The sequence below is a fragment of the Sneathiella chinensis genome (genome assembly GCF_012720115.1).
GTDB lineage: Bacteria > Pseudomonadota > Alphaproteobacteria > Sneathiellales > Sneathiellaceae > Sneathiella > Sneathiella chinensis.
In genome coordinates this window covers 458,155-470,996 of sequence record NZ_VNWN01000006.1, presented here as the reverse complement: position 1 = coordinate 470,996, position 12,842 = coordinate 458,155, and the positions used below count along the sequence as shown (strand labels likewise).

The window sequence follows — 12,842 nt, the reverse complement described above, 5'->3', positions numbered from 1 at the left end:
GGCACATGGCGCTGTCCCGGTATGATTGGCCAATGACAGAATGGTGGTTTCCAGTTTTGCGCAAAACCGAACCATTTTCCATAATGTTTGGAAAAACCCTTGTGTTCTGCGGTTTATGATATTTATTTTTGTCATAATCTAAATTATGCGCAAAAATGGAGACAGACAGAGAGGCCCTTTTATATTATCGCCTCATGGGTTTTAGTCTGTGTCCCCATTGTTTCTTTTCCATCCCTTATATGCGTTCAATCCCTAATATCTGCGCCGTCTTCCCCAAATGTCGTTCCCTATAAGTCCATGTGACGCCGCTTATGGCGTTGGCCGTTCTGCAATGTGCTACAAGATTGTTTTCTTTGGTCGTAAGGTCACGCCCGCTTTTGATCACCGCTATATGGACCCTGATTTTCAGGCCGCTCGTGAACCTGTGATCGGCCTTATGTCCTTCTGCTCGCTCTGAGGAAGGGTTTTTGTTCTGGTTCAGACTTTCTGCCCAAGTTATTGATTTAAAAACTGTTTGAGGAATAGATAATATCCTCCAGCTCGTCCTTGCTGGCCTGCAGGAGTTGTTCAGCCAGCGTGAACGGAAAGCCGTTCCTGACCAGCGAGGCTTTCTCTTTTTCTAGCCGGTCCTCGGCGTTCAGGTTCGTGCGAAAGGCCCCAAAACGACGCTTGCGAATATATTTGGCGGCGGCAATGCGGTTGCTGTGCCCCTCCTCTTCTCGCAGATGGGTCATGACGGTCTCGACCTCTGGCTCTTCAAATCCGAGAGACGACAATTTCAGGCGGATCTGGAGGTCAGATTTCCCTTGCCGGGCCATACTGCGGGCCTTGCTGTTGGCGTAATCCCGATCATTGAGGATGCCGGCCGTTTCAAGTTTGCCAATTTCAGTGCGGATCATGTCCCGAACGGTTTCCGGGTCCAGGCTGAAATGCTCCATCGCCGGAGCGGATTTCCGCAAAAGATGCTGTTCCAGCTTCCGGGTTGTGGCCGCAAAACGGTTGAGATAACGGAGCGCCTGATCCCGCAACCAGCCGTTACTGATCTCTCGGGGCTGGCGCTCCTTTCGGGGTTTTCCTGTGTTAGCTGTATGGGAATCCGTTTCAGTCATACGGCCATGATAACCGATTTATTGAGGCATTTGTCTGGTAATTTCTTGGATCCCTTGCCTCACGAATTGCATCCGCTTTTGGGCATATTTTCCAGCACTGCCTAGTGGGGCATATGTGCCGATATTGATCTTGAACACTTGTTTGTAAAAGGTCCAATCTCCAAAATCCGGTTCCCGTATGCCGAACACGAATTCCTCGCTTTCGTTGTTAGGAAGGCCGACTTGAGCGCTATACCCATTTGGGAAGGCTTCGTTCTTTATTTCCTCTATCCTTTGGGCACCTCCCCGTAGCGGTGGAATATGCAAGACCTTGGGATTGCGACCGTGGCCGATACAAATCTCGCAGCCAGTCAGTGTGCTGGATATGAAGAAGTCAGCCCTTGGCCCCAAGATTGTTTCTGTGACGCGATTTTCCCGATAGGGAAGCCAATAGGCCTCAATCGGATTCGACCTTCTCTTTTTTCGAACCGTTTCCGGTAAAGGTTCGTGGGAGTTGTCATAAAGGGTTAGTAAAGTAACCCGCTTGACTTCAGGAGATAGACCGGCAGGGTGATGAACGGCCAGCACCTTCTCCTTTTTGTTCTTTGTTCCTAAGCGTTTCTTTTTCATCTGTACCGCTGAAACCTCAATCAGTCCTGATTCTGCAGTGTCCAAACAGGTTGAAGGAGTGACGATATACCGTCTGAAAAAGGCGAGCGGATCTCTGTTAAATTCCTTGTTCAGTTTTCCAGTCATGGGGAACCTCCCTAAATTTTGTCCGGTAAGGAGGGATACAGATGCTCGCAGCTATCGATTAACCTATTGTAGTATAAGCGGTTGACTGTCTTGTCATCACGGATGTCCAGACCGTGTCTATAAAAGCGCCAGAGGCCGTCTTTCTTGTTTTTCAGACCAAAGAAAATCATATTATCTGGCTCAGGCTGGGTTTTCTCGTCTACGACCAACGCATAGTCACCTGCTGGATAGAGCAAGCCGACATAGGGGTGTCCCCCGAATACCTTGAAAGCCGCTTTGTGGACATATTCCGATTTCGCTGTATTGATATGCAGGAGTTTCGGGGGATGCCACGGGCTATAGGCCATGGAACAACCGTTTAATGTCACCGTGAAATAAATGTCAGCGTCTTGCTCTTGTTGGCCTAGGTCCATAATGGAGGGGCGGCCTTCGCAGATATCTTCCGGGTGCCAGTAGGCCCGGATCAATGGGGAATTGTCTGACTGGTCTTCCTTTTGTTCCTCATTTTTTGCTGGGCCGCAGAGTTTCAAGAAGTAAACGTCCCGTTTCCTTTTTTTCTTTTTACCGGGGACAATATCAAAACCTTTATAGCTTTCATCCCGGACCAGAGTGAAATTATAGCATCCCATTCCTCTGGAGCTCTCTAGAAGGACGATATTCTCTTCCATGAACTTGAGGGGGTCCTCAATAAATTTCTTGTTTTCCTTATTCATTACAAACAACCAACTTTTCTACTTTAAAATATTCTAACTGAGGTGGCATGTCGGCTTTTCAAGAGAAAAGGTGATTTCGGAACTTACCTTTGCGGAAGATTGCAGACAGGGGTACACTGCCCCCCTCACCGTTCCATTCTGATGTATTCAAGGGATTGATATTGTGTCCGAAAATGCTCCTGCCCCCATTGATCGACTGCTTGAAATCATGGCCAGACTGCGCGATCCGGACGGGGGCTGCCCGTGGGATCTTGAGCAAAGTTACGCGACCATCGCCCCGCATACGATCGAGGAAGCCTATGAGGTGGCGGAAGCGATCCATGAACAGGATATGGAGGAGCTGAAATCAGAACTGGGCGACCTGATGTTTCAGGTGGTGTTCTACGCCCAAATGGCGCGAGAGGAAGGCCATTTCGATTTCAATGACGTGATCACGGCCATTAGTGACAAGATGATCAGTCGCCACCCCCATGTTTTTGGCAGCAAGGATATCGAAAGCGCCGATGCGCAAGTTGTCGCGTGGGAGGAGACAAAAGCGGAAGAACGTCGCCAGAAGGCCGAGAATAACAACCATGAGACGGTTTCCGCCCTGGATGGGGTTGCGATCACCCTGCCCGCCCTGACCCGTGCCGTGAAATTGCAGAACCGGGCCGCCCGCGTCGGTTTTGACTGGCCCGATATCGAACCGGTTTTTGACAAGATTCACGAAGAACTGGATGAGTTGAAAGAGGAAGTGAAGCAGGACGGCGGGCCTGCCCGGGTGGCAGAGGAATATGGGGACCTGATGTTCGTGATGGCCAATCTTGGTCGCCACCTGAATTTGGAGCCGGAAACAGTTCTGCGGCAGGCAAATCACAAATTTACCCGCCGCTTCAAGGGCGTGGAAAGCAAACTGAGGGCGCGCGGCAAAACCCCTTCCGAAAGCAGCCTTCAGGAAATGGACAACCTTTGGGATCAGGTTAAAAAGGAAGAAACCTGATCACAGGATATCGAGGGGGAGTTTTTCCAGCCGACCCAGTTTCTCCGGGGCGAACTTGACCTCCAGAATTACGGCATCCTCCTCGTCTTTCCGTGTGAGAACGGTGCCGTTCCGGTAAATCCAGGAAACGGTGGCACCATCTTCCACGGGGACGGAAACCCGAAGGACCTTCTGGTTCTTGGTCAGCTTTTCCTCAACCGCGGCCAGAAAGGTGGGAACCCCCTCCCCGGTGACGGCGGACATGACCACCAGTTCTTCCTTGCGGTCAGCCTCGTTCTTGAAAAAGGCCGCAGTTTCCGGGTCGGCAAGATCAATCTTGTTCAGGACTTCCAGATAATGGTCCGTATCATCCACATCGACCCCCAGCCGTTCCATGACATCAAAGACGTCTTTTTTCTGGGCCTCGCTGTCAGGATGGGTGATATCGCGCACATGCACAATCAGGTCCGCCTCAAGCACCTCTTCCAGTGTGGCGCGGAAGGCGGCGACCAGTTCGGTCGGCAAGTCAGAAATGAACCCCACCGTATCGGACAGGATAACGGTCTGCCCGCCCGGTAGGTCGATCTTGCGCATGGTCGGGTCAAGGGTCGCAAACAACAGGTCCTTGGCGAACACGTCCGATTGGGTCAGACGGTTGAACAGGGTCGATTTCCCGGCGTTGGTATAGCCGACAAGGGCAACAATGGGATACGGGACCTTTTTCCGCTTTGAGCGGTGCAATTCGCGGGTACGGACGACGGTTTCAAGCTGGCGCTTGATCTTGGTGATCCGCTCGTCAATCAGGCGGCGGTCGATTTCAAGCTGGGATTCGCCGGGACCACCAACAAAGCCGAGCGCACCGCGCTGACGTTCAAGGTGGGTCCAGGAACGAACCAGACGGGTCCGCTGATAGGAGAGATGCGCCAGTTCCACCTGAAGCACGCCTTCACGGGTCTGGGCGCGATCCCCGAAAATTTCAAGGATCAGACCGGTCCGGTCGATGACCTTGGTTTGCAGTCTTTTTTCAAGATTGCGCTGCTGGACCGGCGTTACAGGTCCGTCGATCACGACGACTTGAATTTCGTTCTGCTCAACAAAGTGGGCGAAGTCATCCAGCCTTCCCTCGCCAAACAGCTTGCCCGGCTTGGGGGACGATAAAGGGACCACTTCGGAATGGACTACATCCAGCTCGATGGCTGCGGTCAGAGACACAGCTTCAGCCAGGCATCCCTCAGGGTCCCGTATTTTTAATTTATCGCTTTTTTTAATAAACGGGTGCAGGACAAGTGCCCTGTCCCCAGAACGCGGAGATGCGCGCTCATTATCATTGTCCATATTCAGGTGTTCTGGCTCTTTAAATGAATGCCGTCTGCTTTACTGGGCAGACGGATCAAAGAGTTGGACTGCAACAGTTGGCATAACCGTCGAAATGGCATGCTTGTATACCAGTTGCTCGTGGCCATCGCGGCGCAAAAGCACACTGAAGTTGTCAAACCAACTGATTGATCCCTGAAGTTTTACACCATTGACAAGAAATACTGTCACTGGAACTTTATCTTTGCGAACTTTGTTCAGGAAGACGTCCTGTACGTTCTGCGATTTCTCAGAGGCCATTTGGCAATCTCTTTCTTCTTTATTCCTGTTGTTTTGACTATATTGAGCCAACTGTAGCTTAACAAATAAGGCTTTTTCACCGAAAGGCAAAAAAGTTCCCCTCAAATAAGGACTTACTACAGAAAACACAAGCCTTTTAGCGCCAATAATACAATAAAGTCCGGTTTTTTCAAAAAACAACTTTCGACTTTACTGAATTAGCGGTGCCCCGGCCCCCTAACGGTCCATATAGTCCTTGAAAATCGTTCGCAGTTCCAGAGAGACGCTCCCCGGCTTGCCATTCCCGATAACCTTGTCGTCAACTTGTACCACAGGTTGCACATAAGATGAACTGCTGGTCAGGAAAACTTCCCGCGCATTGCGCAATTCATCGACTGTAAAGGACCGCAGTTCCAGCTTGATGCCCTTTTCTTTCAGCAATTCGATCAGCGCGGCACGAGTAATGCCGGCAAGGATGGAGTTGCTGGTCGGGCGGGTGATCAGCGTTCCGTCCTGATCGATGATCCAGGCGTTGGTTGAACTGCCTTCGGTGATATTGCCCTCGCCATCGAACTGGAAGGCTTCATAGGCCCCCTTCTCGACCGCTTCCTGCTTGGCCAGAATGTTGGGCAGCAAGGAAACGGACTTGATGTCGCAGCGCTGCCAGCGAATATCCGGCACCGTAATGACGGTGACCCCTTTTTCGGCTTTCTGGGCGGCCTTTTCCATGGACAGGCGCTTGGCCGTCATGACAAGGGCAGGCTGAGCGTTTTTGGGGAACGGATGGTCCCGCGGTGCAACCCCTCGGGTCACCTGCATATAGATCAGGCCGTTTTCAATGCCATTGCGGCGGATCACCTCGGCCATGACCAGTTGCATGGGGCGGCGCTTCATGGGCGCGTCCATCTTCAACTCGTTCATGCTGCGCCAGAGACGGTCCAGATGTCCTTTTTCGTCAATCAGCTTGCCGCCGACAATGGGAACCACCTCATAAACGCCATCGGCGAACTGATAGCCCCGATCCTCGATATGCACACAGGCATGCTGGTGCGGAACATACTGGCCATTTACATACGCAATTCTGGACATTGCCTTACCTTTAGCGGCGCCACAGGGCGGGATTGAAAAGTGACAGGATGGCAAAAAACTCAAGCCGTCCCACGAGCATAGCGATACATAGTAGTAGTTTTGCCCCATCAGGCAAGCTGCCATATGAGGTAAAATCCATTCCACTGGAATTGAGGCCGGTCAGCGTCGGATCGATCACCGCGCCGGCATTGGCGATGTTACTGACAGCCAGCGAAAGGGCTGCCTGAAAGTTCAGGTCATACAGGGCAAGACCACTGGCAACAATAACAATGGTGAAGCAATAGACCGTAAAAAAGCCCCATGCGGACAGGATATGTTCACGGGTCAGGGAAATATCGCCATATTTCAGGACAATGACCCCGTTTGGAAAGCTGAGGCGCTTGATTTCCGCCCCGGATTGCTTGAACAGCAGCAGAACCCGCATCAGCTTGACGCCCCCGGCAGTCGAACAGGAGGAGCCGCCGATGGTCATGAGGAACAGCAGCGCGAACAGAATGCCCACCGGCCAGTAAATCTCGCCGCTTTCGGACAGGGGCGGCAGCGTATATCCCGTTGTGGTCAGGGCCGAAACCGTGTTGAAAATGGCGATGCGGATACTGTCGAGCGCACTCATGTCCGTTTCCACACTCAGCAGCATGAACAGCCCCAGACTGCCGAACACCACAACCAGCATTAGATAGCGGTATTCCGGGTTGGTGAAATAGGACCGGCGGTTGCCGTTGAAATAGGACCAGTGCAGGGTGAAGTTGATGGCACCGATCACCATGAAAATGATCAGGACCGTTTCCGTGAACCGGTTGCCGAATTCCGCCGCCTCGACCGGGGTCACCATGAAGCCCCCCGTGGAGATGGTGCTGAACGCATAGCAAAGAGCATGAAAGAACGGCATGCCGGACAGCCATAACAGGGCAAAACAGATGGCCGTCAACAGGGCATAAATCCGAAGCAGGGACAGTACCGCATCCCGGACCCGGCGGGACAGTCGCCGCCGCGAGCTTTTGGCGATGGCGCGGTTCAGCGGGTTATTGCCAGGCATGTTGAAGGTGGAGGCCAGCGAGGACACAAAAATGATGATGGCGAAACCGCCAACCCACTGGGTCAGGCTGCGCCACAGCAAAATTGATTTCGGCTGGTCCGGCAGGTTGCCCATGACCGACGCCCCGTTGGTGGTAAAGCCGGACAGGGCTTCGAAATAGGCGTTGATGAAGTCCGGCAGCGCACCGCTCAGGATAAATGGCAGGGCGGCAAATCCCGGCACAATGGTCCAGACAAGGATGGCCGCCAGAAAGGTTTCCCGGCGTCCAAGGCTTGTGGTTTCCATGCGGGTCGCAAAAATCAGGCCGATCCCCAGAAACATGGTGATGATGGCCGCCCCGAAAAACGCCGAGGCAGTCCCTACCCCCTGCTCTGCCAGCGACAGAAGGCCGGGCACGACCATCAGGGCGGCTAGCATGGACAGGCACCATCCCAGGATGGTCATGACAGGCGAAAACAGCATGGGATCAGAAGAATTCCAGGCTGACGGAGAACATTTCCTCGACCTTGCGCACGGCATTGCTGAGCGCGAAGATCACAACCCGGTCATTGGGGGAAATGATGGTGTCGCCGCGGGGAATAAGAACCTTGTCGTCCCGCAGGATGGCCCCGATGATGGTGCCTTTTGGCATGCGCACATCCTTCAGCGGCTTGCCTACCAGCTTGGAGGTTTCAAGGGCCTCGCCTTCCACCACTTCGGCGGCGCCGTCCTTGAAGGAATGCAGGCCGCGAATACGGCCCCGGCGCACATGGCGGAGGATTTCCGATACCGTGGTCGCCCGCGGATCAACCACCACATCCACGCCAAGCGATGTCATCAGGCCGGAAAAGACCGGGTTGTTGATCAGCGTGATGGCGGTTTCACTGCCAAGCCCCTTGGCCAGCAGCGAGGACAGGATGTTGACCTCGTCATCATTGGTCAGGGCCACGATTGTCTCGGCCCGGTTGACGTTGGCCTCGTTCAGGATTTCAGGGTCAAGGGCATCACCGTGAAGCACAACGGTGCCGTCCAGTTGTTCCGAGATGAACTCGGCCCGCTCCCGGTTCCACTCGATCATCTTGAGGGAGACATTCTTCATCTCCTCCTCGATCGATTTTGCCAGATGCAGGCCAATATTGCCCCCGCCGACAATGATGATGCTGCGTGCTTCCTGTTCCTCGTGACCGAACAGCGGCATGGCGCGGGCCACGTGACTGGCATCGGCGGCGAAATAGACCTCGTCCCCCGGATACATCTGGTCGTCGCCGCTTGGTACAATCATCTTGCCGTTGCGATAGATGCCGACCACAAAGATATTCAGGTTGGGGAACAGTTCAGTCAACTGCCGCAGGGCCGTATTGACGATCGGGCAGCTTTCATCCAGCCGCACACCGATGACCTGAACCTTGCCATTGGCAAAGGACACCGTATCAAACGCCCCCGGCACTTTCAGGCGGCGGGAGATTGCCTGCGCCACCTCCACTTCCGGGGAGATGATCACGTCAATCGGCAGGTTTTCCCGGCTGTAGAGATCGGCCCAGAGGGGGGACAGATATTGCTGTGCCCGGATACGGGCCACCTTTTTCGGCAAGTCGAACAGGGAATGGGCCACCTGACAGGCAACCATGTTGACCTCGTCACTATAGGTGACGGCAATCAGCATGTCGGCATCACCTGCGCCCGCAGCCTCAAGGACTTCCGGGTGAGAGGCGTGGCCAACCATGGCCTGAACGTCAAGTTCCTCACCGATTTTCCGAACCAGATCGGCATTGTTGTCAATGATGGTTACATCATTGTTCTCGCGGGCCAATTGACGCGCGATGTTCGATCCAACCTGCCCGGCTCCGCAAACAATTACTTTCATCGTTGTCAGGGGCCCCCACCCCGGTTTGTCTGGACGTTGTTTCAGCCCTGCTCTTTAGCACGTTCTCCATTGTGAACGCCAAGAGATTTAAGTTTTCGGTGCAAGGCTGACCGTTCCATCCCCACAAAAGAGGCTGTTCTGGAGATATTACCACCAAAACGGTTAACCTGCGCCTCCAGATACTCCTTTTCAAATCTTTCTCGCGCCTCCCGCAGTGGAAGGGCCATGATTTCTGTCTGATCCTTCTTGCCGGTCAGAACGGAACTGGCAAGGCTGGCCTCGGACGGGATCATGTCCGCCGTGATGGGCGCATCCCGATCCCCGGTCGCCAGAATCATGATCTGTTCGATAACGTTTTTCAGTTGCCGCACGTTGCCCGGCCACATCGAGGCCTGAAGCGTGGCGATGGCATCCTCGGTTATCTTGCGGACGGAGAGGCCCGTGCTTTTGGCGAACCTTTCAATGAAAAACCGGGCAAGGGGCGCAATATCCTCGGGCCGATCTTTCAGCGGCGGTACGGACAGCGGCACCACACTCAAGCGGTGGAAAAGATCCTCGCGCAGGCGCCCGCTTTCCATGGCCGCCTGCAGATCGTGGCTGGAGGACGAGGTGACGCGCACATCCACCTTGACCTTTTCGCTGCCGCCGACCCGCTGGAACGACTGATCAACCAGAACCCGCAGGATTTTCCCCTGTGTTTCCAGCGGCATGTCCACCACTTCATCCAGAAAGATGGTGCCGCCATGGGCCTGTTCCAAAAGGCCGCGCCGGTTACCCTTGTTGGAGATCATGCGCCCTTCCTCGACCCCGAAAAGCTGGATTTCCAGAAGATCGGGCGCCATGGTCGCCGCGTTCAGCACCACAAACGGGCCGTTGGCGCGGTGGGAATGGGCGTGGATCATCCGGGCGACGATTTCCTTGCCGGACCCGGACGGCCCGGTGATCATGACCCGGCTGTTGGTGGGGGCCACCCGCATGATGGCCTGTTCCAGTTGCTGCATGGCATTGGACCGGTAGACCAGTTCGCTGGTCACCTCTCCGCCCTTGGTGCGCAGTTCATGGTTTTCCCGTTTCAGGCGGTCTGCCTCCAACGCCCGTTCCACCACCTGCATCAGGCGATCCGCCTTGAAGGGTTTCTCGATGAAATCATAGGCGCCCAGCTTGATCGTGTTGACCGCGGTCTCAATATTCCCGTGGCCGGAAATCATGATCACCGGCACGGTTGGCGCGATTTTCTTGATTTCCTGCAAAATCTCGATGCCGTCCAGACGACTGCCCCGTAACCAGATGTCCAGGACGATCAGGTTCGGGCAGCGGTTCGAAACGGCGGCAAGGCATTCGTCGCTGTTGGCGGCCTCGCGTGTTTCATAGCCTTCATCTTCCAGAACCCCTGCAATCAGGTCCCGGATATCGGCTTCGTCATCCACTATCAGAATGTCCGCAGACATGGCTTACCCCACCCCAGTTTCCAAGTTGTTGTCCAAAGTTACGAACGAGACCTGCGCCCGGGCGCCGGTCCCCTCCTCGACATCGAACAGGGCGAGCGTGCCGCCATGTTCTTCCATGATCTTGTTGACGATGGCCAGACCCAGCCCCGTGCCTTTTTCCCGATGCGTCACATAGGGTTCCGTCAGGCGGTTGCGGTCTTCCGTGGGCAGGCCACGGCCATTGTCCACCACCTCGATGACCAGTTGGTCCTTGACTGTTGTCGCCCGCACGATGATCTTTCCGGGCGCAAGGGCGGCGGGATCGCCTTCCCGGCCCTGAATGGCATCGGCGCTGTTTTGCAGCAGATTGGTAAAAACACGGTTAACCTGCGGCGCATCAATCTGGCAGACGGCCCGGCTCAGCGGCTCCTCGATCACATACTCAATTTCAGGATGGGCCACCTTTTGCAGGAAAACCGCCTCTTCCAGAAGCGAGGACGGAACCTCTGCCTTGAAGTCGGGCGCGGGCATCCGGGCAAAGGAGGAAAATTCGTCCACCATCTGGCCGATGTCGCCCACCTGCCGGATAATGGTATCCGTACATTTGTGGAAGGTATCGATATCGGAGGTGATTTCCTTGCCATATTTCCGCTTGATCCGTTCCGCAGAAAGCTGGATCGGGGTCAGCGGGTTCTTGATTTCATGGGCGATCCGGCGGGCAATATCACCCCACGCGGCCATGCGTTGGGCCGAGACCAGTTCGGTGATTTCGTCCATGGTCACCACGTAGCCCTGCACCCCTTCCTCGGAGATTTCCGCCGCCACACGGACCAGAAGATGGCGAACCGTCGCGGCGGTATTCAGGTGAATTTGACTTTGTGCAATCCGGTAGGGGCGCTCCCTAACCTCTTGGAAAATTTCCGAAAATTGCGGAAACGTATCTTCAAGTTTTTGGCCGGTCAGTTCATGTTCCGGCCGTTCCAGAAGTTTCGATGCCGTCCGGTTTGGCAGGGTCACAATACCGTCCCTGTCCAGACCGATCACCCCTGCTGTCACGCCGGAGAGAACCGTTTCCGTGAAGCGGCGGCGCTCATCAAGCTGGCGGTTGGTCTTGACCAGTTCCTGTTGCTGGGCTTCCAATTCACCGGTCATCTGGTTGAACGCCCGCGTCAGGGTGCCCATTTCGTCATAGGCCTGACTTTCATCGACCTTGACCTTCAGGTCACCGTCGCGAATGCGTTCCGCCGCGTTGACCAACCCCTCAATCGGTGCCACCAGACGGGAGGAAATGGCAAGGCCAAACCAGACCGCCGCCAGCACCACCATCAGGGACACAAGGATGAAGATGGCCGCAAACTGGATCTGGATGCCCAGCCCCTGCTCTTTCAGGTCCTGATATTCCGCGTGGGCCTTGCGGGTCCGTTCCAGATGCTCCAGAACTCGCGGTTCAATATAGCGGCCCACATAAAGATACCCGTCAAACAGCCGGTCCAGCCGCACAAGGGCCCGGACCCGGTCGTCAGATTCATTGGTTGAAATGACCACATCGTTCAGCGCGGCCTCGCCGATCATGGCGGGTGGCAGGCGGTCAAAATCCAGCACAAAGCTGAGGTTGGAGCGGGCAATCACCCGCTGCGAACTGTCCAGAACCACGGCTTCGCTGAGGTTTCGGGCCGCCACCTGATCGGACAGGAACTGGTCGAACTGCGGGCGGTTCTGCAGCACCTGCAGCGGAACCCGGTTGATGTCCGCCGCCATGGCCAGAACGTCGGCCTGAATGTTGTTGATATGCTCCTTGATATAGGAATCGGCCACCACCAGACTTTCCGAAACGGCGGTGTTCACCGGATCAGAGAAATGCTTCTGGAAATAGATGTTGAAGAACAGGGCCGAAAAGACCGCCACCATAATGGCCGGCGCCACAGCAATCAGCGAGAACAGCTTGACCACCCGGCGGTGCATGATGCTGCCTTCGCCAATCTTCTTTTTCCGCCACATGCGGATCAGGCGATGGCAGATAATCAGGGTCAGGATCACAAGAATGACAAGGTCCACCACCAGCAGACGGCGGGTGACAAACGGGTCATCCCCGGTCAAGGAGCCATAGGTGGCGATGCCGCTGGCAATGGCCAGCAATGCCACAACGAACGAGGTTTTTGGCCCGATACCGATCTTTCTCGACCAGCGAGTGATCGAGAAGGCAGATTTCGGCGCGGTTTGCCGCATGTCGGTCACAACGTCCCCCCGGATGTCGTTTTAATCGGATGTGACAGGTCTAAGATATTGGCCCCCAAGGCGATCTGATAACGCTCAAAATACCACAATGTTGTAATTAAGCA

The 12,842-nt window shown here is 54.9% G+C and carries 11 protein-coding genes; 1 reads left to right on the top strand and 10 read right to left on the bottom strand.

The features are described from left to right. Window positions 1–503: 503 nt before the first annotated feature. From FQB27_RS12210 to FQB27_RS12200, 3 genes are read right to left on the bottom strand one after another with little or no spacing between them, the layout of a single operon-like run. Window positions 504–1,109: a regulatory protein RecX gene (locus tag FQB27_RS12210; protein ID WP_169561313.1), complete on the bottom strand. Its 606-nt coding sequence runs from the start codon at window positions 1,107–1,109 to the stop codon at window positions 504–506. Window positions 1,110–1,127: 18 nt separating this feature from the next. After that, window positions 1,128–1,844: a hypothetical protein gene (locus tag FQB27_RS12205; protein WP_169561312.1), complete on the bottom strand. Its 717-nt coding sequence runs from the start codon at window positions 1,842–1,844 to the stop codon at window positions 1,128–1,130. An 11-nt stretch (window positions 1,845–1,855) separates the two neighbouring features. Then, window positions 1,856–2,557: a hypothetical protein gene (locus FQB27_RS12200; RefSeq protein WP_169561311.1), complete on the bottom strand. Its 702-nt coding sequence runs from the start codon at window positions 2,555–2,557 to the stop codon at window positions 1,856–1,858. A 160-nt stretch (window positions 2,558–2,717) separates the two neighbouring features. Between FQB27_RS12200 and mazG the strand changes: the two genes are divergently transcribed. Then, window positions 2,718–3,536 carry a nucleoside triphosphate pyrophosphohydrolase gene (mazG, locus tag FQB27_RS12195; RefSeq protein ID WP_169561381.1) on the top strand — a complete coding sequence of 273 codons (819 nt, stop codon included), beginning with the start codon at window positions 2,718–2,720 and terminating at the stop codon, window positions 3,534–3,536. Here mazG and hflX read toward each other — a convergent pair whose 3' ends face one another. From hflX to FQB27_RS12160, 7 genes are all read right to left on the bottom strand, one after another. Beyond that, window positions 3,537–4,850: a GTPase HflX gene (gene hflX / locus FQB27_RS12190; RefSeq protein WP_169561310.1), complete on the bottom strand. Its 1,314-nt coding sequence runs from the start codon at window positions 4,848–4,850 to the stop codon at window positions 3,537–3,539. Between the two features lie 39 nt (window positions 4,851–4,889). Continuing rightward, window positions 4,890–5,129, bottom strand: coding sequence for an RNA chaperone Hfq (hfq, locus tag FQB27_RS12185; RefSeq protein WP_169561380.1), 240 nt, complete (start codon window positions 5,127–5,129; stop codon window positions 4,890–4,892). A 216-nt stretch (window positions 5,130–5,345) separates the two neighbouring features. Continuing rightward, a complete protein-coding gene (dat, locus tag FQB27_RS12180) occupies window positions 5,346–6,197 on the bottom strand; it encodes a D-amino-acid transaminase (RefSeq protein WP_169561309.1) in 852 nt (283 codons plus the stop codon). Between the two features lie 10 nt (window positions 6,198–6,207). Beyond that, on the bottom strand, window positions 6,208–7,695 hold the full coding sequence (locus FQB27_RS12175) for a TrkH family potassium uptake protein (RefSeq protein ID WP_169561308.1): 1,488 nt from the start codon (window positions 7,693–7,695) through the stop codon (window positions 6,208–6,210). A 4-nt stretch (window positions 7,696–7,699) separates the two neighbouring features. Next, complete coding sequence (gene trkA / locus FQB27_RS12170; protein ID WP_169561307.1) at window positions 7,700–9,076, bottom strand: Trk system potassium transporter TrkA; 1,377 nt, start codon at window positions 9,074–9,076, stop codon at window positions 7,700–7,702. Between the two features lie 41 nt (window positions 9,077–9,117). Then, the gene (gene ntrX / locus FQB27_RS12165; RefSeq protein ID WP_169561306.1) at window positions 9,118–10,524 is read right to left on the bottom strand and encodes a nitrogen assimilation response regulator NtrX; all 1,407 of its coding nucleotides are present in this window, start codon (window positions 10,522–10,524) and stop codon (window positions 9,118–9,120) included. Window positions 10,525–10,527: 3 nt separating this feature from the next. Next, window positions 10,528–12,729: a sensor histidine kinase NtrY-like gene (locus FQB27_RS12160; protein ID WP_240953507.1), complete on the bottom strand. Its 2,202-nt coding sequence runs from the start codon at window positions 12,727–12,729 to the stop codon at window positions 10,528–10,530. Between the last annotated feature and the right edge of the window lie 113 nt (window positions 12,730–12,842).

Excerpts from the sequence above, each read along its gene's own strand:
- FQB27_RS12200 (WP_169561311.1), bottom strand. The coding sequence starts at position 2,557 with ATGAATAAGGAAAACAAGAAATTTATTGAGGACCCCCTCAAGTTCATG.
- hflX (WP_169561310.1), bottom strand. The coding sequence starts at position 4,850 with ATGGACAATGATAATGAGCGCGCATCTCCGCGTTCTGGGGACAGGGCA.
- FQB27_RS12210 (WP_169561313.1), bottom strand. The coding sequence starts at position 1,109 with ATGACTGAAACGGATTCCCATACAGCTAACACAGGAAAACCCCGAAAG.
- FQB27_RS12175 (WP_169561308.1), bottom strand. The coding sequence starts at position 7,695 with ATGCTGTTTTCGCCTGTCATGACCATCCTGGGATGGTGCCTGTCCATG.
- FQB27_RS12160 (WP_240953507.1), bottom strand. The coding sequence starts at position 12,729 with ATGCGGCAAACCGCGCCGAAATCTGCCTTCTCGATCACTCGCTGGTCG.
- hfq (WP_169561380.1), bottom strand. The coding sequence starts at position 5,129 with ATGGCCTCTGAGAAATCGCAGAACGTACAGGACGTCTTCCTGAACAAA.
- dat (WP_169561309.1), bottom strand. The coding sequence starts at position 6,197 with ATGTCCAGAATTGCGTATGTAAATGGCCAGTATGTTCCGCACCAGCAT.
- trkA (WP_169561307.1), bottom strand. The coding sequence starts at position 9,076 with ATGAAAGTAATTGTTTGCGGAGCCGGGCAGGTTGGATCGAACATCGCG.
- ntrX (WP_169561306.1), bottom strand. The coding sequence starts at position 10,524 with ATGTCTGCGGACATTCTGATAGTGGATGACGAAGCCGATATCCGGGAC.
- FQB27_RS12205 (WP_169561312.1), bottom strand. The coding sequence starts at position 1,844 with ATGACTGGAAAACTGAACAAGGAATTTAACAGAGATCCGCTCGCCTTT.